This window comes from Paenibacillus sp. P4_E11, assembly GCF_056401635.1.
On record NZ_JBFUIX010000046.1, the window covers coordinates 14174 to 35231 of the forward strand.

General features: G+C 52.8%; 18 protein-coding genes and 1 riboswitch. Of the genes, 11 read left to right on the forward strand and 7 right to left on the reverse strand.

Going from position 1 to position 21058, the window contains the following annotated elements:
* Positions 1–54 precede the first annotated feature (54 nt).
* Complete coding sequence (locus tag AC1DWB_RS17935; RefSeq protein WP_477542450.1) at positions 55–1035, forward strand: HD-GYP domain-containing protein; 981 nt, start codon at positions 55–57, stop codon at positions 1033–1035.
* Between the two features lie 292 nt (positions 1036–1327).
* Here AC1DWB_RS17935 and AC1DWB_RS17940 read toward each other — a convergent pair whose 3' ends face one another.
* Both AC1DWB_RS17940 and thrC read right to left on the reverse strand, forming a co-directional pair.
* The gene (locus tag AC1DWB_RS17940; protein ID WP_477542451.1) at positions 1328–1891 is read right to left on the reverse strand and encodes an FAD-dependent oxidoreductase; all 564 of its coding nucleotides are present in this window, start codon (positions 1889–1891) and stop codon (positions 1328–1330) included.
* Positions 1892–2012: 121 nt separating this feature from the next.
* Positions 2013–2957 (reverse strand): threonine synthase, encoded by a 945-nt coding sequence (gene thrC / locus AC1DWB_RS17945; protein ID WP_477542483.1) that lies wholly within the window; start codon positions 2955–2957, stop codon positions 2013–2015.
* Here thrC and AC1DWB_RS17950 point away from each other — a divergent pair.
* Both AC1DWB_RS17950 and AC1DWB_RS17955 read left to right on the forward strand, forming a co-directional pair.
* Positions 2907–3218: a hypothetical protein gene (locus AC1DWB_RS17950; RefSeq protein WP_477542485.1), complete on the forward strand. Its 312-nt coding sequence runs from the start codon at positions 2907–2909 to the stop codon at positions 3216–3218. The genes thrC and AC1DWB_RS17950 overlap by 51 nt on opposite strands.
* Before the next feature lie 89 nt (positions 3219–3307).
* A complete protein-coding gene (locus tag AC1DWB_RS17955) occupies positions 3308–4195 on the forward strand; it encodes a LysR family transcriptional regulator (protein ID WP_477542452.1) in 888 nt (295 codons plus the stop codon).
* Between the two features lie 89 nt (positions 4196–4284).
* Here the strand turns inward: AC1DWB_RS17955 and AC1DWB_RS17960 are convergent, their stop codons facing one another.
* From AC1DWB_RS17960 to AC1DWB_RS17970, 3 genes are all read right to left on the reverse strand, one after another.
* Positions 4285–4761, reverse strand: a complete 477-nt coding sequence (locus AC1DWB_RS17960; RefSeq protein ID WP_477542453.1) for a C40 family peptidase — start codon at positions 4759–4761, stop codon at positions 4285–4287.
* A gap of 4 nt (positions 4762–4765) precedes the next feature.
* A riboswitch (cyclic di-AMP (ydaO/yuaA leader) is annotated at positions 4766–4901 on the reverse strand.
* Positions 4902–5033: 132 nt separating this feature from the next.
* The gene (locus AC1DWB_RS17965) at positions 5034–5852 is read right to left on the reverse strand and encodes a hypothetical protein (RefSeq protein ID WP_477542454.1); all 819 of its coding nucleotides are present in this window, start codon (positions 5850–5852) and stop codon (positions 5034–5036) included.
* A gap of 27 nt (positions 5853–5879) precedes the next feature.
* On the reverse strand, positions 5880–7871 hold the full coding sequence (locus tag AC1DWB_RS17970) for a M1 family metallopeptidase (protein ID WP_477542455.1): 1992 nt from the start codon (positions 7869–7871) through the stop codon (positions 5880–5882).
* A 116-nt stretch (positions 7872–7987) separates the two neighbouring features.
* Between AC1DWB_RS17970 and AC1DWB_RS17975 the strand changes: the two genes are divergently transcribed.
* Entirely contained in the window at positions 7988–8533 is a 546-nt protein-coding gene (locus AC1DWB_RS17975; RefSeq protein WP_477542456.1) for a YwhD family protein, read from the forward strand.
* Positions 8534–9309: 776 nt separating this feature from the next.
* Here AC1DWB_RS17975 and AC1DWB_RS17980 read toward each other — a convergent pair.
* Positions 9310–11430, reverse strand: a complete 2121-nt coding sequence (locus AC1DWB_RS17980; RefSeq protein WP_477542457.1) for a transglycosylase domain-containing protein — start codon at positions 11428–11430, stop codon at positions 9310–9312.
* A gap of 320 nt (positions 11431–11750) precedes the next feature.
* Between AC1DWB_RS17980 and speE the strand changes: the two genes are divergently transcribed.
* From speE to argS, 3 genes are all read left to right on the forward strand, one after another.
* Positions 11751–12578, forward strand: coding sequence for a polyamine aminopropyltransferase (gene speE, locus AC1DWB_RS17985; protein WP_477542458.1), 828 nt, complete (start codon positions 11751–11753; stop codon positions 12576–12578).
* A gap of 151 nt (positions 12579–12729) precedes the next feature.
* A complete protein-coding gene (locus AC1DWB_RS17990; RefSeq protein ID WP_477542459.1) occupies positions 12730–13194 on the forward strand; it encodes a YwiB family protein in 465 nt (154 codons plus the stop codon).
* Positions 13195–13333: 139 nt separating this feature from the next.
* On the forward strand, positions 13334–15013 hold the full coding sequence (argS, locus tag AC1DWB_RS17995) for an arginine--tRNA ligase (protein ID WP_477542460.1): 1680 nt from the start codon (positions 13334–13336) through the stop codon (positions 15011–15013).
* A gap of 135 nt (positions 15014–15148) precedes the next feature.
* Here argS and AC1DWB_RS18000 read toward each other — a convergent pair whose 3' ends face one another.
* Positions 15149–16321 carry a S8 family peptidase gene (locus AC1DWB_RS18000; protein WP_477542461.1) on the reverse strand — a complete coding sequence of 391 codons (1173 nt, stop codon included), beginning with the start codon at positions 16319–16321 and terminating at the stop codon, positions 15149–15151.
* A gap of 340 nt (positions 16322–16661) precedes the next feature.
* On the opposite strand from AC1DWB_RS18000, the gene AC1DWB_RS18005 reads away from it, so the two are divergent.
* From AC1DWB_RS18005 to AC1DWB_RS18020, 4 genes are all read left to right on the forward strand, one after another.
* Positions 16662–17657: a LacI family DNA-binding transcriptional regulator gene (locus AC1DWB_RS18005; protein ID WP_477542462.1), complete on the forward strand. Its 996-nt coding sequence runs from the start codon at positions 16662–16664 to the stop codon at positions 17655–17657.
* A 243-nt stretch (positions 17658–17900) separates the two neighbouring features.
* Complete coding sequence (locus AC1DWB_RS18010) at positions 17901–19223, forward strand: ABC transporter substrate-binding protein (RefSeq protein ID WP_477542463.1); 1323 nt, start codon at positions 17901–17903, stop codon at positions 19221–19223.
* A gap of 114 nt (positions 19224–19337) precedes the next feature.
* Entirely contained in the window at positions 19338–20216 is an 879-nt protein-coding gene (locus AC1DWB_RS18015) for a carbohydrate ABC transporter permease (protein WP_477542464.1), read from the forward strand.
* Positions 20209–21039: a carbohydrate ABC transporter permease gene (locus AC1DWB_RS18020; RefSeq protein ID WP_477542465.1), complete on the forward strand. Its 831-nt coding sequence runs from the start codon at positions 20209–20211 to the stop codon at positions 21037–21039. The genes AC1DWB_RS18015 and AC1DWB_RS18020 overlap by 8 nt, the downstream gene beginning before the upstream one ends.
* The last annotated feature ends 19 nt before the right edge of the window (positions 21040–21058 follow it).

The following is a 21058-nucleotide window of genomic DNA, read 5'->3' on the forward strand; positions in this document are numbered from 1 at the left end:
TATCCTAGTAGTGCACCAACTTACCAATAAGGCTACAGGAGCGATTAGGGACACATGCGACAGGAATTAAGCTATTTTCTCCAACTGGCGGACGCCGTCATCATTACCGACCATGCCCATCTTGTGCTTGGCGTGAATGACAAATATGAAGAGTTAACGGGCTTCGAGCACAGTCAGATTGTCGGCCTGAAGGCCGGGTTTCTCAAATCCAAGTTGACGCCGCGGACTACTTATCAGCAGATGAAGGCGATGCTTGCGGATAACAAGCCGTGGTCAGGTGTGTTCATCAATCGCAAGAAATCGAGGGAAATCTGGCACTCGCATATTACGATTACTCCGATCGTCTTGGATGAAGAAACATACTTGGTGGGCGTATTCCGGGATATGAATCAATTGTCGGAAGGCGTTTATTTGTCGGAATCTCGGAAAAGTAAAATCCAGGGCGAAATCCTGAAGGTGCTTGCGATTTCCTGCGAAATCCGCGACCCGGCCATTGAAGAGCATCTGACACGTGTGCAGGAGTGGACGGCTGCCTTGTTGCAAGCATTCACCGATGAATCGGATAGTAAGATGAGCGGTGATTACAAGCAGCATATCGTCAACGCGAGCATCATGCACGACATCGGCAAGTCGGGTATTCCCGAAGGGATCCTCTACAAACCCGGCAAGCTCACCTCTTACGAGCGTAACATTGTAGAGACTCATCCGCTGATTGGCGTTGATATACTGAACAAAATCTCGCATGAGCTTGATGACGAGTTGATGACGCAGGAGCTGCAAGTGGCTCGGAATATTATTGCGTATCATCATGAGAAATGGGACGGATCGGGGTATCCGTACGGGCTGTCAGGTGCAGATATTCCGCTGGAGGCGCAGATCGTGTCGATCGTCGATGTGTATGACGCGCTGACAAGTCGCCGAGCGTACAAGGAAGCGTGGACCTCGGAACAGGCCGTTGACTTCCTGCTAAGTCAGAAGGCGGTTTCGTTCAATTCGGAGCTAGTGGATGTGTTCGTGGAGCAGGTTCTGGGTTAGGAGTCTGCCCAGCGAAAGCATATTCGTGAAGATTTATTCATTGTTGCGGTTATTGCGGGAAAGGGATGGCACTCCACCGCTGTTGAAATCCAAATTGTTTTTAATTTATCTTGTGGTAACAATTTGATTTCAAAGGCGACCGTATACTTTACGTACCATTCCCTTGTCCCTCCATAACCCTATGAATAAATATTCACGATAACCAGATCCTCCGACAGACTCCTAAAAAATAGGTAGGAATAAGAGAAGGCAGTCCTGTAGAGGGCTGCCTTCAACATGTAGCTAAGTATGATTAGGCTTTCAACACATCGTGATCGACATAACGAGCGCCGTTCAGTTCACTTATGATATTGATCGCTACCTTGGCTCCGTCACCAGCGGTGATGATTGTGTGCATACTGACTCCAGCGATCGTGCCAGCGACCCAGATACCGTTAATATTCGTTTTTCCTGTTCCGTCTGTCTGAACGATCGTCTTGATCCGTGGCTCGGTTCCAGGTATAGTCGTGACCCCGATTGCTTCCGCCAAATCTGTGAACATACCGGTTGCGAGTAGTACATGCTTGGCCTCGTAGGAGCCTTCTTCAGTCGTAACAGTAAACCCTTCGGATGCAGCCGTGACGTTCGTCACTTTCCCCTTTACCAACTCGGCGCCGAACTTGGCCGCTTGCTGCTTGCCAATCTCCACCAGATCAGGACCCGTTGTTTCTTTGACACCATAGTGGTTCTCGATCCAAGCTCGCTTGGTCACACTTTGGTCGCTGTCCACGATTAATGTTTTCTTGCCTGCCTTGGCAGCGAAGATTGCGGCGCTTGCGCCAGCAGGTCCTGCTCCGATAATAGCGATTTCGTACATGAGTTACACTCCTCCTTCAGCATGTGTGAATTGACTTCTACAACCACCCCATTATACCACTAAATTATAGTAAGTATAAAATAGTAATCTCCATAATGTGAAGATTTTCTCGGATGCCTACTCACATAGCTGTATCCTTCAACAGATGCCCCGTCAGAATACACACCGCTGTCTCCTCCGGGTGGATGTCACCCGAGGCGACCAGCTTGCGCAGTCCGGCGACGGTCGCGGCAGAGGCTGGCTCGCAACCGATGCCGCTGCGGTCAATGACGGCTTTGGCCGCCACAATCTCCGCATCGCTCACGATGGCGGTCAAGCCTTTCGTCTGGCGGATCGCGTAGTGCAGCGCCTTCTTCCATCCGGGCGGGTTGCCGATATTCAGCGCGGAAGCCATGGTGAGCGGGTGCGGCTCAGGCTGGAGCTCGAGTGCTCCCTCTGTCACCAGACGGTGGAAGGGTGCGGCGCCTTCAGCCTGAATAACGGCCACACGGGGGAGACGGTCGATGAAGCCGAGTGCCAGCAGATCGCGCAGGCCTTTGCCTAAGGCGACGGCGTTGCTCAAGGCTCCGCCAGGTACTACAATCCAGTCGGGCAACGTCCAGCCTAACATCTGCGCAATTTCGTAGACGATACTCTTCTGACCCTCGATGCGCAGCGGATTGATGGAGTTGCATACGTAAGCGTCGAGGCGGCTCCCCTCCGCTACGAAGGAGGCGATACCAGCGTCATATCCGCCACCCGTGATCGGCACGATCCTTGCACCATAGGCCTGCGTCTGATACAGCTTACCTGCGGCCACATGGGCGTCCGGCAGCCGCACGATCGTCTCGGCGCCGGCCAAGGCGGCATACATCGCTAGCGAGGCGGACGTGTTGCCCGTCGAGGTGCAGGTGAAGCGGCGATAGCCTTCCGCTACCCCACGGGAGACAGCCGCCGTCATGCCGTTGTCCTTGAACGAGCCGCTCGGGTTCTCGCTCTGCGCTTTCAACAACAGGCGGCGCACACCGGCATAGCTTTGAACTCGGGCCGGTGTATAGAGGCCGGTATTGCCCTCGTACTTCGTCACGATGGACGAGAGCGGCAGCTCCGGATCGATCAGTTCCTTATACCGCCATACGCCGCTGGCGTAGGGGGTCATCCGTTCGGCCAAGCGGTCGTGGAACAGCCGCTTCAACACATCCATGTCGATTCCACGGTAATCCTGCTCGATGTCATACCACCCGCCGCATCGGCACTGCAGCAGCTGCGATTCCGCAGCAGGCCGCTCCCGACGACAATCCCAACATACCCATCTCATGCGCTTCACCACTCCTGTATACTAAGGTAGCTTTACCATACAGCAGCCAGAAATATAAAACTAATATATAATAATCGTAATATCATATATTAAATTTATGAATGGAGCGTTGTTTCCCTATGAACCTGCATGCTCTCCGGCTATTTCACACGGTAGCCCGGTTAGGAAGCGTGACTCAAGCGTCCAAGGAATTAAGGATTAGTCAGCCGGCGGTCACGATTCAATTACGGAATTTGGAGCGTGAAATGGGATTGGTCTTGATCGAACCAAGAGGCCGAGGCGTCTCACTTACGGAGGCAGGTGAGCTGTTGGCCGAGCAAGCGGAGCGATTGTTCGCACTGGAGCAGGAGATCGAGGCCGGGATCGAGCAATATCGAGAAGGGAAGAGGGGCAGGCTGCGATTGGCTGCGACTTCCTTGCCTGCACATCGGCTCCTACCCCAATGGACGGCTGGCTACAAATTGCGCAATCCTGATCTGGATATCCTGGTGAACTCTTGCAACAGTCAGGAGGCCATTCGGCAGTTGCTCACGTACAAGGCGGAGTTAGCTTTTATAGGTGGAGGAGGGGGGATACCGCAAGAGCTGGAGAGTGAGCTGTTGTTGGACGACGAGATGATCTTCGTTGTGCCTCGAGACCATCCGCTGGCCGACCAGAGCGTGACGCTGGGTACGATGCTGCAACAACCGTTCATCGTCCGTGAGGTAGGGAGCTCAGCCCGCGATATGCTGGAGGGATTGTGCCGGGAGCAGGGGCTTACGCTGAAGATCGGCCTGACATTCAATGGGCTGTATGAGATTATTCGTGCGGTAGCTGCAGGTTATGGAGCCATGTTCGTCTCCGCCCTAGAGGTGAAGATGGCCTTAGCTGAAGGGGCGGTGGCGCAAGTCCATGTCCCTGAGATGAAGCTGACGAATTCAATTCGTCTATGTCGGCGAAAGGGAGAGAAGCTGAGTCCTGCTACGCTGGGATTCCAGACCTGGGTGCGAACGCAGCTCCAGCACTAGCCGATCATGAATACAAGCCCGGCACGGCGGATAGTTCCGCGTCGTACCGGGCTTGTTGTGGGGTTAAGCTTGGATCATCAAAGGGTGGTTCACTTGCTCACTTCTGCGGTTAACTGGTTGTAAGTGTCATCTGTGAGGAACCGCCGAGCGGATACATACGTCTTGACGTAGTATTTCTCGCTGAGCTTGTTTTTCACAATACCTTTGTCCGTAGCTGAATGTACGAACTCGTCATTACCCAAGTAGATACCTACATGGGAGATGCCGGAGCCATCGGTGTTGAAGAACACGAGGTCTCCTTGTCTCAGATCCTCTTTCGCAATCCAATAGCCTTCCTTGTTCTGGGCTTTGGATTGATGTGCCAGCTCGAAACCGAATTTGGCGAACACGAACATCGTGAAGCCGGAGCAATCGAAGCCAGTTTCCGGGGAAACTCCGCCGTACTTATACTTCGTGCCGACCAGCTCGTCCACCGTCGATTCGAGGACCGTTGATGCGGAAGCGCTACCAAGGTGGAAACTTAGTAGAATAACAAGACTTGCGAAAAACAAAAAAACCTTTTTCAAAACGACAAGCTCCTTCCAGTGCCTACGAGGTTAGCTGAGGGTTCGGTTGAAGGTTCCCTATGATCACTTTGAAGCGAGATCAATTCACCCAGATTGGATCCCCCGTTTCCCGGAAATCGGGAATTCGGCAAATATCGATTGTTTTTTTATACCAGGTTTATGTATTCGCCTTTGTCTGGCAAAATCCTCCTTCCTCTGCGAAAAAAATGCGAAAACAAGAAAAAAGCCCGAAATCCTTAGCGGATTTTGGGCTAATCGTGTCAAAAACCGAACTATGTGACGTTATTTTCTGTAAAATAGTGGTATTGCGTCGAAACGGCCCACAGCTTGAACAACATCTTCAGGATGTGGAACACTTGATGCAGGATCAAGGCAGAGAGGCCAGCCCACATTAAGGATGCCGATAAGGTCAGGGCAGTCAGCACGGCGGAAAGTGTCAGCAGCACACCAGCGATGATCAGGACTACAGGCAGACGGCGTATGAAAACACCAATCGTTTCGAGAGCAGGGGCCTGGATCGTCTTGCCAAGCATTAAGTAGAGGAAGATCAGATGGATGAGATAACCGTATACGAACATCCCGACTAGCCAAGGCAGCAGAGAGAGTGCGAGTGATTCGTAGGACGATTGGGTGCTCAGTGCCTTCTGCGCAATCGGATAGAGCCAATAGAGTGGGGCGGCAGTCAGGGCGATCTGGAACAAATAATAGAGCGCGAACATACCGCTGAGTTCTTTCACCCCTTTGAAGAAACGGTAGCCAGCATTCAGGTGCGTATGATGAATAGAGTAGAAAATGCCTGCGTTAATCATGGGTGTAAGAATCATCCTCGCCAGGATCAGTCCACATAAGGTCCAAATATAAGGGTGGCTAATATCGGTTTTCGTTAGTTGGAATTCGCCCTCGGTCAAGAATAGCTGTGTCGCAGAACTGGATAGGTGCCCGCTTGGATATCGATGCATTAAGGGCACGACGATGGATTTGACGAACGATAGCAGCAGCAGTCCCCAAGCGAATTGATAGATCCACAGTACGATTAGTAGAAAATATTGCGAAGTGGTCGTTCGAAAGCCGTCATTTAAATAGCGAAGCATAAGTATTCCCCCCTTACCGTTCATGGCTTACCAAGCGATCCCATCCACAAAAGTCTCAATCAGCTTAACAAGCCCTATGTTCCAGCGAACCTTCCATTTCTCGTTGATTTCGGTTTGATAGAAGTTGTTGATACGCTTGTTCTCCAGAACGAGTGTGTGAGCCGGATCGATAACGACCCATTCCAGAGGAAAGTTGCTTATGAGAGTGAACAGTACTTGAGAATCGGTACCCGCCCATGCGCGTTCCACCGTACTGCCGTCGGAGAAATGGAACTGCACCGGAACGTCTTTGTAAGAGCCCCCCAGCTTACGTACCAGAACGGAGTGTTCATACACAAGCTCGCCGTCGCGTTTCACCTTCTTGGACTGCACTTGATCGATGGAGTAATCGGCCATCAGACCGCCGTACACGAACTGGTCGAAGAAGCCGCTCCAGCTCGTGCTGGTCACATCTTCAAGCGTCTTTTGGAAATCCATGGTGGACGGGTGACGGAACTTCCATCGTTCGAAATAAGTGCGTAACACTTTCTGCATCTGCTTCTTCCCGATCTGATCCTCGATCCCCTTCAGCACCAGCTTGGCACGGATATACACATTGTCCGCATAGTGGCTATGGTTCTCATATCGCCAGGCGTCCTGCTTGAGCGGGGCAGGAGTCGTCATATAGCTCGATTCCAAGGGTAGATTCGGCTTCTCCCCGAACTCGCTCTCCATGACCATATCTTCGGCGTACGAAGTGAAGCCTTCGTCGAGCCAAGCTTCCTCGAACTCATTGCTCGCTACCATACCGTACCAATATTGGTGCCCGATCTCGTGGACGATGACCCGTTCCAGACCGAACCCGGACGTATTCCCGGAGGCAGCCCAGCCTGTGACGAGCGTTGGATATTCCATGCCTCCCGCACCATTCGCTCCATCAGGGGGTACGACGATGGACAGCGTGGAATAGGGATAGGTGCCATACCATTCGCTGTACTTGGCTAGTGCCCGCTTGGCTGCATAGAAGTAGCGATCCTTCAAGTCTTTATGCGCCGGATCGAGATAGAGCTTAATCTTTACGCCAGGGATGTTCGGCGTGGAGAAAGGTTCCTCCGCGTAGACGAACTCAGGTGAAGCGGCCCAAGCGAAATCGTGCACATCGTCAGCGTAGAAGGAGTAGGTCTTCTTTTTGCCATCGTCTGAAGCGGGCTTGGTTGGAAATCCGGTCGCGGCCACTGTATACGTGGACGGGACTTGAATTCTCACATTGTAGATGCCGAAGTCGGCGTAGAACTCCGAGTTCCCATGATACTGATGCAAGTTCCAACCTTCTTCTGTACGTCCTCGAGTGCCTTTGGGCTCGTACACGGCAAGCTTAGGAAACCACTGCCCTGCCATAACAAAATCGTCCTTATACCCCATGCGGGCGAATACACGCGGTAGTTGAACAGAGAAGTTCAGCTTAAGCGTCGTTCGCTCACCAGGGTTTACCGCCTTGGGTAAGCGCACTTTCACTAGGGTCTGATCCTGCTTGTTGCCGTCATCGGGCTGAACGAACTGTAGGGTTGAGGACAAGTCGAGCCCGTCCTCCGCACGAATAGACGTAATATCCATTCGGCCGAAGCTATCCTTGGTCATCTCATCCTGACGGAGCTTGCCGCCGGATTCCTTGTTGAAGGTTGTCCGTTTGGACTGGAACGCATTAGGGTACATGTGGAAATACAGCTCGCTGACTGGCTTACTGCCAGGATTCTCCCAAGTGATTGCTTGGGCGCCTTGTAGTGTTTTGTTGTCGGGGTCCAGTTGGACGGACATGTGGTACTCGACAATTCGGTCGCTCAGAGCCTTCGGCGCGATACGGATTGGTGCGGGAGGTTCGAGCTGATTCCCGGCGGACGGCTCTTGATGTAATGCGGCGCGATCGGAGGAGTTGGAACCCGGCAAGAAGGCCGCTGACAGGGTGCCGAGCGCAAGTACAGTAATGAGTATCCAGAGCGCCGGATGTTTGGACAGGCGTAAGAAGTAGTTGGACATTGACATATTCACCCCGTTGACAAGCTTTCTACCCCATCTATATGTTTGCATTTGGACAAATATTAGCTAAAATGAGTAAAAAGAATGATAATTCCAGAAACGACTGATAGGATGGTGCCGAAATGGACGATCGTGATTCAAATACAGTGCCGGAAAAGGCTCAAGGGCAAGAGCAGGAGCCAGTGAAAGAGAAGAAGAAGCTTTCGCTGAACGTAGTCAGCACTAAGGAGCACCGTGGGTTCGGAGCGGGCACGATTGATCTGAATAACTTGTCCAGCATCATTATCGATGGGGATGAGGCGTATATCGATCTGGGCGCCATCCATGCCAAGAGCAAGGTGGAGAAGGGCGTCAAGTTCAGCATGAACAAGGAGGATGTGCCGAACGGTCGCAAATGCTGGATCGTATGGGTGTATGTGGGACGTGACGATGATGGGCCGTTCTATGCGGGATTGACGGCTTGTGAGATGCTTGTGGATACGGAGGCGCGGCGCGGGTGGAAGATATTAGCCGATCATGTGAACAAGATGGACTATGCGATGAAGCGCCGCGTAATCACAGAGGGCTTGAACGAGACGGAGAAAGCTGCCTTGAAGCGAGTGCTGATTGAGCACAATACGGAATGGTGGGAGCGTACCGGCGAACAGTTGAAAGTAGCGCTTGCCTAGAAACTGGGACCGGGGCCCCCCGCAAAGTAATAGGAGCAGGTTTCGAAGGCCATCTTCACTTTGTGGGGTTGTAAATCCGAGGTCCCCGAAAAGTAATCGGAATACGCTACGATAGCAATACGTCACTTTTTGGGGTAATAAGTCCGGGGCCCCCACAAAGTAATAGGAGTAAGCATCGAAGGCTATCTTCACTTTGTGGGTATTAAATCCGGGGTCCCCGAAAAGTAATCGGAATACGCTACGATAGCAATACGTCACTTTTTGGGGTAATAAATATGTGGCGATTATGTGTCATGCGTTGAAACGAAACCACCTTCTCGAGTAAACTAGGTGGAGTATATCTTCGCACGATATGCTAGGACAGCAAAGAGGAAGACGCGTATTCGCGTCTTCCTCTTTGCGTATCTATTGTCTAACTCCGCTGAGGCCGCTCCCTGTGGAGCTTTTAGACGGAAAACCCGTCTAACTCCGCTGGAGACCGCTCCCTGTGGAGCTTTTAGACGGAAAACCCGTCTAACTCCGCTGGAGGTCGCTCCCTGTGGAGCTTTTAGACGGAAAACCCGTCTAACTCCGCTGGAGGTCGCTCTCTGTGGAGTTTTTAGACGGAAAACCCGTCTAACTCCGCTGGAGGTCGCTCCCTGTGGAGCTTTTAGACGGAAAATCCGTCTAACTCCGCTGGAGGTCGCTCCCCGCGGCGCTTTTAGACGGAAAACCCGTCTAACTCGGCACGAGGTCGCTCCTTGTGGAGCTTTCATCCTCTTTACTTTGTGAGGGACTTAATCATTCCACCAGCGCTTGAAATCATTCCACCAAGACTTCGAATCTTTCTTGCCCGGCTGCGCAGCACTGTCTGGCTCGACCTGTTGACCCGAGCACGATTCCGTCGGTTCCGTGCCTTTCACGAACGATTCCATGCGTGTGTTGGTGGTGCAACCGTTCGTCGCCAGCTTGCCGGTGATTGTGTCGATGTAGACACTCACCACATTGTCGGGCATCGGGAACAGCTTGGGCGGAATCGGCTCCAGCACTTGCTCCGTGAACTCCGCGAAGATCGGGGCAGCCTGATAAGAGTCGATCGCATTGATCGTCTTATCGCGATCATAGCCAACCCACACCGCCGTAGCCAGCTCCGGTGTGAAGCCGACCATCCACGAGTCGGTGTTGGTTGTACCAGTCTTACCGGCGACCGGCCGCTTCAACGTCGAGGCGACTCGACTGGCTGTCCCGCCTTCGGCGAACACGCTCTTCATCAGATTCGTCAGCACGTACGTGGACGCCGGATCGGCGACTTGTTCTTTCTTCGGCTTGGCCTCATACAACACTCTGCCGTTCGGCGTTTCGATCCGGATAATCGCGGTCGGCTCGATCCGGCTGCCCATGTTAGCCAATGTGCCGAAGGCAGAGGCCATCTCCAATGGACTTACCGGGAATGTACCCAGGGCAAGCGACGGAAGCGGTTCGAGCGGGCTAGTGACGCCTAACTTACGAGCCATTTGGATGACTTTGTCAACCCCCACCTGCATAATTGATTGTACAGCGAAGATGTTGTCCGATTTCGCAATCGCTTCGCGCAAATCGATCTCCGCATTCGGATATTTGTTGGCGAAATTGCTCGGCGTGTACGCCTTGCGCCCCTCATCATACGTGAAGACCGTCGGTTCGCTCTTGAATCGTGTGACTGGTGTGAAGCCGGATTGCTGCAAGGCGGTCAAGTAGACGAATGGCTTGAAGGCCGAGCCTGGTTGCCGACTGCTGGAGACGGCCCGATTGAACTGATTGGCATTGTACGACTTGCCGCCAACCATCGCTTTGATGTAGCCGGTTCTCGGATCGATGGCGACCAAGGCGCTCTGCAGCTCATCGTTGCCCTCCATATGCTTCGATACGATGTCTTCAGCCACTTGCTGCGCCTTGAGATCGATTGTGGTGTAGAAACGAAATCCACCCTCGTCAAACTCTTGCTCACTTATGCCAAGCTTCTCCGTGGCAATCGACCGAATATAGTCCTGAAAGTAAGGAGCAGCATTCGTGGGTGTCTTGTTCTCCCGTGGCTGATAGGCGAGCTTCTCTTGCTTCGCATTACGGGCTTCAAACTCGGTGAGATGGCCGTTCTTCACCATCGTATCCAGAATAAGCTCTTGCCGCTGCTTGGCACTGTCAGGGTCGAAATAAGGCGAATAATAGGCAGGTCCTTTCGGGATGCCGGCTAGCAATGCACTCTCCGCCAAGGTCAGGTCGCTCGCGTCTTTATGAAAATACATCTTGGCTGCCGCTTGAATGCCGTAGGCGGAATGGCCGTAATAGATCTGGTTCAAATATTGCTCGAGAATTTGATCCTTGCTGAACTTCATCTCCAGCTGGGTGGCATACAACGCTTCCTTAATCTTGCGACTCCACGTGCGATCGTGAGACAAATACAGGTTGCGTGCCAGTTGCTGGGTAAGCGTGCTGGCGCCCTGCACCTTCTCCAAATGTTCGAGGTTGATTACTGTAGCTCGGGCAATCCCTCTGAAATCAAGTCCGTAGTGATCGTAGAATCGTTCATCCTCAATAGATAGCGTAGCTTGGATGAGAGCGGGGGAGATCTTCGACAAAGGGACGAACTCCCGGTTCTGGCCAGGAGCGGAAGAGACGAGTGCTTCTCCGCGAATGTCGTAGAGCTGTAAGTTTTGCAGCGTCGTGCTGACAGGCAGTGCCTGTGAGCGCAAGTAGAACAGTAGACCGACCAGTCCGATGGTGCAGAGTAGGCTGAATGAGAACATTAGAGTGAACAATTTGCGCAACAGTCTGCGGGGTTTCTTGGTACGCATGCGCGATCTATTCGATCTGGAATCCGCCCTTGAGACAGACTCCGGTTCAGAAGTGGCTTTACTGGTTGTTCGATCGTCCCTCGGCATGCCTGATACTCCCTTTCGTCTCTACTTATCTCCCAAGAGGTTACTCATGGTTACTCTCATTAGCAGGGTAGCCGAAGGAGGACTATGGTATACGTCGGACCGCGCTTCTTAGCTATATCTGCTAGGTAGAAACTGATGTTCAGGAGTCGGGAATGTATTTTTTGTTTATGGAGTGCGACAGAAGTGTGGCGGTGTGGGATGGGGATTGCATTTTTACATCGATTTTATATAATACAATTTGTGCCTTGTGGTACAATAAGGGAGGCCTTTGTAAGCAGAAGCGTCTTCCAAGCGAATATTGTGAGAAAGAAGGAATGAACATGGAATTGTGGTATACGGAGAAACAAACTGAACATTTTGGCATAACGGCTCAAATCACGGAGACCCTCGTTAGAGAACAAACGAAGTTTCAGGATTTAGCCATCATTGATACGATTGAATTCGGGCGGATGCTCGTTCTGGACGGCATGGTTATGACTACGGAGAAGGACGAATTCGTGTATCATGAAATGGTGGCGCATCCCGCGCTGTTCACGCACCCGAATCCGAAGCATGTCCTCATTGTAGGCGGAGGCGACGGAGGAGTAGTCCGGGAGGTGCTTAAGCACCAAGCGGTAGAAAAAGCGGTGCTCGTGGACATCGATGGCAAAGTTATCGAATACTCGAAGAAATTCTTGCCCTCCATCGCAGGAGAGCTCGACAATCCGCGAGTAGAAGTCATCGTCAACGACGGCTTTATGCACATTCACGATCACAAGAACGCCTATGACGTCATTATGGTAGATAGCACGGAGCCTGTAGGACCGGCTGTTGATCTGTTCTCGCGTGGGTTCTATCAAGGGATCTATGAGGCGTTGAAAGAGGACGGTATCTTCGTGGCGCAGACGGACAACCCTTGGTTCAAGGCTGATCTGATCCGCACCGTGAACCGTGACGTTCGTGAGATATTCCCGATTGTGCGCGTATATTGCGCGAACATTCCTACATACCCGAGCGGCTTGTGGACATTCACAATGGGCAGTAAGAAGGCAGATCCACTCGCAGTCGACGAGACGCAAATTCCGGAGCTGGATACGAAATATTACACACCTCGATTACACAAAGCGGCGTTTGCGCTGCCTAAATTCGTGGAAGATTTGATTAAATAAGTGATGTAGGATAGTGAAGCCAAGGTGGGTTTTTGACCGCCTCTGGCTTCTTTTTTCATGTGAGGTCTGTCTTCTTAGGGTAAAGAATTGAATTTACCCCCGCTATATTATACACTTATCACTAACCAATAAACGGGAGTACGGTGGTAATATGACAGCTGGGAAGCGGCAGGTGCGCATCCGGATCGAGAGCAGCGGAGGCGGGCAGTCTTCGAAGCTGCAGGCGGAAGGCGAGTGGTACGAGACCACCACGGGCTCAAGCTACGTGAGATACCCGGAACCCGATCCTTCTCTTGGAAAGACGACCACAATGGTGAAGTGGAACGACAAGGAGGTTCGGGTGCTGCGGCATGGAGAGATCGAGTCGGATCAGACGTTCGTGAGCGGGGCTAGAATGGCGGGTAATTATTGGCTGCCTGCAAGCAGCGATCCAGCGGCAGATAAGATGAGTGGTTCGCAAACCCGCGGCCGTATGCTGCTGGAGTGCGTGACCCGAACGATTGCGCACAAGTCGGTCGAACGGGGGCATTCCGTTAAATGGAAGTACGAGCTCTACGTGGACGGACAATATACCGGCGTGTACAAGATTAGACTCGATATAGAAGAGAAAGAATGATGAATAGAGTACCAGGAATAAGCTACGAAGCATTCACATCACTTTATGGGGAATAGAATTGGGGTCCCCGGAAAGTAATAGGAATAAGCTACGAAGCATTTACATCACTTTATGGGGAATAGTCAGGGAGGAACCGATAATGAGTAGCAGTACAGTGGAACAAATCAAATCCCAGTTGAAAGAAGCGATAGTAGCAGCGGTAGCGACAACGGGTCTGGTTGAAGCGGAAGCGATACCTGATTTCGTGCTGGAGGTGCCCAAGGAGAAGCTGCACGGGGACTTCTCAACGAACATCGCGATGCAGCTGACCCGTCTTGCGAAGAAAAATCCGAAGCTGATCGCCGAGGGCATTGTGGAGCAACTGAACACGGCGAAGGCGGGCGTGTCCAGAATGGAAATTGCGGGACCAGGCTTTATTAACTTTTTCATGGACAAAAGCTATTTGTATCCGATAGTTGGCGAAGTGTTGAGCCAGGATGAAGCATACGGCCGGGTTAATCTCGGGCAGCAGCGCAAAGTACAAGTGGAGTTCGTAAGTGCCAATCCAACAGGCAGCCTTCATCTCGGACATGCCCGGGGAGCGGCTGTTGGCGACGCACTCTGTAATGTACTGGACTTCGCCGGTTACAACGTAAGCCGTGAATATTACATCAACGATGCGGGCAACCAGGTGGATAACTTGGCCAAATCGATTGAAGCACGTTATAAGCAAGCGCTAGGTCAAGAAGCGGAGATGCCGGAGGACGGCTATTACGGTGAAGACATCAAAGGTTTCGCACAGGAGCTGGCTGCTCAGGAAGGCGATCGGCTACTGTCGCTGCCGGAAGCAGAACGCCGCAGCTATTTCCGGACATACGGCTTGGATAAGGAACTGCAGAAGCTGAAGCGGGACTTGGCACGGTTCGGTGTCTCCTTCGATGTCTGGTACAGTGAAACCTCGCTGTATGAGAACGGCATGATTGATCCGGTGTTGAACATCCTGAAGGAAGCCGGTCACATCTATGAGGAAGAGGGTGCGACTTGGCTGCGCACGACACCGCTCGGGGATGACAAAGACCGCGTTCTGATCAAGAACGACGGCAGTTATACGTACCTGACACCAGACATTGCCTATCACCGGACGAAGTTCGAGCGAGGGTTCGACGAATTGATCAACATCTGGGGAGCGGATCATCATGGCTACATCCCCCGCGTGAAGGCGGCGATGGCGGCGCTCGGGTTCGACCCGGCACGGCTGACGGTACTGATCGCGCAGATGGTCAGCCTGTTCCAGAACGGCGAGAAGGTGAAGATGTCCAAGCGGACGGGGAAAGCGGTGACGATGGAAGACTTGATGGACGAAGTCGGCGTCGACCCGATCCGATATTTCTTCACGATGCGCAGCACGGATTCGCACCTGGACTTCGATATGGACCTGGCGATCTCCAAGTCCAATGAGAATCCAGTGTTCTACGTCCAATATGCGCATGCTCGTATTTGTAGTATATTCCGGCAAGCCGAGGAGCAAGGCGTCACGATGCTGCCGATCCACGAGATCGACTTGTCGGCGCTCCAGACCGAGGCCGAGTTCGACTTGCTGCGCAAGCTGGGCGACCTGCCTGAGGAAGTGGCGCAGGCAGCTGAGCAGCATGCACCGCACCGCTTGATCCGCTACGTGTATGAGCTGGCGTCGCTGTTCCACAGCTACTACAAGGCGGAGCGGGTCATCACCGAAGACGCGACGCTCACGCAGGCGCGTCTCGCGCTCTTGGCTGCGTTGCGGATCGACATCCGCAACGTGCTGAAGCTCGTCGGCGTATCGGCGCCGACGAGCATGTAGCTGCGGCGGCTCTGCACGCCGCTAGCCCTGAACTGCGGCGCGCCGAGCGCCCGCAGCTTGTACAACGCGGCGGCGTCCAGCACGCTGCGGCCATACTTGCAGCGCGTGCTGCAACAACAGCGAAGCCGCAGCAGGTTAGGACTGCTGCGGCTTCAACATGCGGAGCACGCGCACGGCGTCGATCTCGCCGCAGCTGCTCGGCTCCTTCGTGCGGAGCCCGGTGATCGGGTTCGATGTTTTGCGCAGCAGCGACTTGATGTCCTTCGGGCTCAGCTCCGGCTTGAGTGTCAGCATGAGGGCGATGACGCCGCTGACGTGCGAAGTCGCCATGGACGTCCCGCTTAGCTCCATGTACTTGCGCTGTAGCCAGGTGGAGTGAATCTTATCGCCTGGTGCATAAATATCGATGGCCTTGCCCCGGTTGCTGAACGGGGCTATTCGCGTATTCCGTGTAGTGGCCCCTACCGCAATCGTCTGGACGAACCGGGCGGGGTAATCAATCTGGGAGCGACGCCCGTCATTGCCGGAGGAAGCTACGATCGAGATGCCGGCTGCATAAGCGTTCCGCACCGCGTCGTGCAGGGATTTGCTGCGATTGCGCATACCGAAGCTCATATTGATGACGTGCATGCGATTGCGCACGCACCAGTCAATTCCGAGAATGATGTCGGAAACGAAGGCTGTGCCATTATGATCGAACGCTTTGACAGGATGAATCATCGCCATCGGCGCGACGCCGACCAAGCCTGAATACGAATTGGAGGCAGCAATTGTACCGGAGATATGCGTGCCGTGACCGTTGTCGTCGATCGGAAGATTACCTCGCTGGATCATATTGACGCCACGAGAAATACGGCCGCGCAGATCGGGATGCATGTAGTCGATCCCGGTATCGATGACGCCGATCCTGATACGGTTACCGCGGGCGTGGCGCCACGATTCCGGTGCCTTGATCTGCCGGACTCCCCATGGGACGGAGGGCGTATCTTCCCGCTGTCCACTCGTCTGCTGAGAGACGAGTCGGGCTTGTGGGGCATGGACCTGGAGGAGGACATCCTCTTCGATGAACCGGATGCCGGGATGCTGGTTGAGCACAGAACCGCTCGGCAGCGTGCAGGAAATCGCATGAATAAGTTGAATCGGTTGGATGGCCGGGAGTGCGCTTAGCGATGGACTCGAACTGTTCCAACTGCGGATGAAGCGAAGATAGTCGGATTTGGTTCTGAAATGGATGATGTGTTTTTTTGCCGGTTCTGTAGAAGGTACGGGGGGTTCTTGCAGCAAGCGCAACAGGGCTGCATCGTTCAACTTCAATTCCTCCCGGGCTCAGTCGAATGGTTTCATGCGCTATCATATGTACAGGGTCTGAAGCCCGATTGAGATTAGTGCCTTTTTTCTCGGAAATAGGCATTTTCAAGTGTCATTGGCCACCAAGCCTCATAGTATGGATGGAGAGTTCATTTCGGGCTCTTGGTATGGTGCAGGGTAGTGGGCGCTGGTCGTTCACTGTCCATGCGGGTACAGTCAAATGCGGGAGCCTTAGCGGGCTCTCGTTTTTTTTATTATTGCTGTTCAACCACGAACACGTGTAATATAGAGGGATACGCAATTGCGCATGGAAGGAACAAGAGAAAGGATCGACACCTTTATGAAAGTAACGATTAAAGATATAGCGAAGATGGCAGGTGTCACGCACCCAACAGTGTCCAAAGCGTTGAACGGAGCGCCAGGGGTCAGCAAAGAAATCAGGCAGAAGATTATGGACATCGCCGAGCAGATGAACTATGTTCCGAACTTGGCAGCCAAACGGCTTGTGGACCGGGCGTCGGACTCGATCGGGCTCATCTGGCCCAAATCGGAAGGCTTGTTCTTCTACCACCTGTGCCGGGAAATTCAGAAGGCTGGCTTCAAGCTAGGCTTGAACGTTATGATCTCCATGGCCGAGCCGCCGCAAGCGCTGCGGATGTTCAACGAACACTTCATCGATCGCGTCCTATTCTGGTGTCCGCCTAACTGGACGCCGACACTCGATTTTATGAAACAGAAGGAGCAATTCCAAGGTAGAATGCTGTTAATGGGAGGCGGGAAGCTGGAGGGAACGCACCGGATCAGCATTGACCGTAGAGGAGGCGCTTATGAGGCAGTCAAGCACTTGGCGGAATACGGTCACACGCGGATCGCGTTCGTCGGAGAACGAGCCGAGAAGTGGCATGGATTCACGCAAGGTATTGTGGAGCTGGGCTTGACCTACAACCCGGAATACATAATAACTGCGGAAGAAGGGGAGTTGTTCGACGAGCACAAGGTAGTAGAGCTGCTGGACAGRGCGGACCGCCCCACAGCATTCGTTGTGGACAGCCAGTCGTTCTCCTTCGAGTTGATGAAGCTGCTCCGCAAGAATGATGTGCGAATTCCAGAGCAGTTCTCGCTTGTCGTGTACGACGATATTCCGGAGATGGGAATGCTGGATATTCCGCTAACAACCGTTGGACCTTCCATACGGGCGCTGTCCGACGCCGCTTTGAAGATGCTTGTGCAGCCCCTAAACAGTGCGGAGTTAGGTCCGTGGATGAACATGGAGATCAAGTGTGAGCTGACGGTGAGAGACTCGACAAAGCCCCTAAACACTAAAGAACACGTGTAATAAAAAGTGTTGACGAATTGTGAAGAGGTGTAATAAACTAAACACGGGTCCAAAATATTCTAAGGAATGTGCTGGACCCGTTTTTAACTCCAATTACGAACACGTGTAACTAAAGGGTCTTCGACTATTTATCCAAGAAGGGGGTTGGCGAGAAAAACAGGAGATTTGCACCTTTTCCCAGACGCTTGACCGCATTACGATGAATGAACCTAACCTTACGTAAACAATCAGGAGGTCTTGTATATGAAAAAGAAGTTGACGTTGCTGGCTACTGTGGTAGCGCTTACTACAGCGGGCTGTGCTTCCAACACTGCATCGAAGGATCCCAAACCAGGTAATCAACCAAGCGCCACCCCTGCGGCTACGGCTACGGCGCCCAAAGAAGTCAGCTTGAAGATCGGTCTTCCGGGCAGCTATGACATCACGAGTAAGAAGATCATCGAAGGCTTCCAGGCGAAATACCCGAACATCAAGCTGGAAGTGGATGAGGCGCCGTGGGCTGATTTTATCGCGAAGATTACGACCCGCATCGCCGGTAACAACCCGCCTGATATTTGGCTGCAAGAGAATGCAGTTATAGCGGGTTACGGGAAACGCGGCGTGGCTGAGAATCTGGAGCCCTACATAAAAAGAGATTTGAAGACTGATGATTATGCAAGCGCTCTACTGGCCGCCAAGACGACGGATGGTAAAGTATTCGGAATTCCACATGGTATTAATGCAGGGGCACTAGCTTTCAACAAGAAAATATTCCAAGACGCCGGCGTTCCCCTCCCAACAGACAACTGGACGTATCAGGACATGATTGAAACGGCCAAGAAGTTGACCAAGGACACGGACGGCGATGGCAAAACTGACATTTACGGCTTCCAGGCCGGCAATAACATTACGTTAGGGTGGTTGCCGTGGATGAAGTCGTATGGAGGTTCGGCGCTAGACCCCACCATGACGAAGGCGATGTTCACGGATCCTAAATCGATTGCAGGCTTGACGGCATGGTCGGACACGATCAACAAGCTGAAGATCAGTCCTACTCGCGAGCTGGCGAATACCGGCAAGCTGTTCGAGAACAGCAAGGCTGCTATGGTGTTCTTCCAGTACTCCAGCCAAGTGGCGTTGAATAAGAACAAGCCTGACCTGGATTGGGATACGGTCAAGATGCCGATTGGTGCAGACGGCAAGCGATTCGTTCCAATGGTCGTCAACCAATGGGTCGTCTATTCCAAGGCGAAGCCTGAGGTGAAAGAAGCGGCCTGGACGTTCCTAAAGTATTACTTGAGCGACGAAGCGCAGACGTTCCTTTCCGAGAGTGGCGCCAGTATGCCAGTGAAGAAAACCGCGCTTGCCGCTGTGGAGAAATTGACGTTCAAGCCGCTCAACAAGAAGGCGTATACGCAAGGCATTCAGGAATCTGGCCAGACGCTTGACGAGAACCCTTCGTGGAACGAATGGAGAGCCGCAGCCGGTCCGATACTGGACGACATAATGGATGGCAAGCGTAAGCCTGAGGACGGCGTGAAAGAAATTCAGCAGAAGGTGCAGCAAATTCTCGACGATAACAAGTAGGCAACTCTCTGATCCAACACTGTCGGCAGCCGGCCTGACTCGGGCAATCGAGCCCGGTTCTGCAGCCGACGGACTAGTCAACAACGATTCCGCAATCATAAACGGGGTGTACCGATGCGCAAACAAGGCTGGTGGGGCTTCATCTTCACCGTACCGTTTGTCCTGCAATTGCTAATCTTCTTCTTGTTCCCGTTCGTCTTCTCCTTCTACTTGACGTTCACGAAGTGGGACTTGTTCAATGCTCCGCATTGGGTGGGGCTTCGCAACTGGAGCCAGATTCTGCATAATAAAGCGTTCTGGCTGTCTCTACGCAATGTCGGCTACTTCGCCGTCCTGTTCGTACCGCTGCAGACCGGGGCCGCCCTCATTTTGGCATACTTGCTGAATCAGCAAATATACGCCAAATCGTTGTTCCGTATGGTGTACTTCCTGCCGGTCATTACGCCTTGGGTAGCCGGAGGCATGATCTGGCTCTGGATCTACAACGCCAATTACGGCATGCTCAACTGGTTCATCGGTTTGTTCGGTTTCGATCCCGTGGAATGGGTGCGCAGCGGCCACTGGTGGCTGGTAATCGGCTCAATCGCCGTCGTGAACGTGTGGAAGGGTGCGGGGTATTCCATGATTCTCATTCTAGCTGGGATGCAGAACATTTCCAAGGAGATGATGGAAGCAGCGCGGATGGACGGGGCGTCCGGCTGGGCGCTATTTTCCAAGATTACAGTGCCCATCGTCTCCCCCATGGTGTACATGGTCATGATCCTGTCTACGATCTCGGCATTCCATGCGTTCGACGTGTTCCTGGTCATGCTGGGCGACATGATGGCGGTGGCCGACCGCAACATGGTGCCGAACATCCTGATCTACCGCGATGCGTTCCTGAACTTCAAGATGGGCAGCGCGTCCGCCATGGCGTGGGGGCTGTTCATCATCATCCTGGCCATTACACTTATTCAGAAAATGGCGGAGAAAAGGTGGGTGCATTATGAATAAACCATCATCTTCGCTAATCTGGACTGCCTATATCGTGCTCGGCATTGGTGCGATTCTGATGCTCATCCCGTTCCTGTACATGGTATCCACTTCACTCATGAAGCCGGGTAACGAGCTGATGATGCCGCCGGAGCTTATCCCGGACCCACTGGTCTGGAGCAACTTCAAGAGCGTATGGGTGGAAGTCAACTTTTTCAAATACACGTTGAACAGCTTATTCGTCACAATTCTCGATCTGATCGGCATGGTGTTTTCTTGCGCCATTGTTGCCTACGGATTGGCTTTCTTCCAATTTCGCGGACGCAACTTGATCTTTATCGCGATGCTGGGGACGATGATGCTGCCTTCACAGATTACGATGATTCCGACTTATTTTATATGGAAGAACGTGGGAGCGCTCGATACGTATTACCCGCTTATCATCAGAAGTTTTCTAGGCGGCGCGTTCGGTATTTTCCTGCTGCATCAGTTTTTCCGTACCTTGCCTAAGGAGCTGTACGATGCCGCTTGGGTAGACGGAGCGAATCCTTGGAAAATCTTTTACAAAATCTACTTGCCCCTATCGAAGCCGGCTTTGTCCGCACTAGCGGTGTTCACGTTCATCAGTGCATGGAACAATACGCTCGAACCGCTTATTTATTTGCAAAGCAAAGATTTGTACACCCTGCCGCTAGGCTTGCTGTTTCTGAAAAATGAAGTCAACAACCGAATGACGATGATTATGGCCGGTGCGGTCATTACGATCATCCCGGTACTGCTAGTATTTCTGTTCGCGCAAAAGTATTTTGTACAAGGCGTGGCCTCTACGGGGTTGAAAGGGTAGTTATTCCATGAGAGCGAGG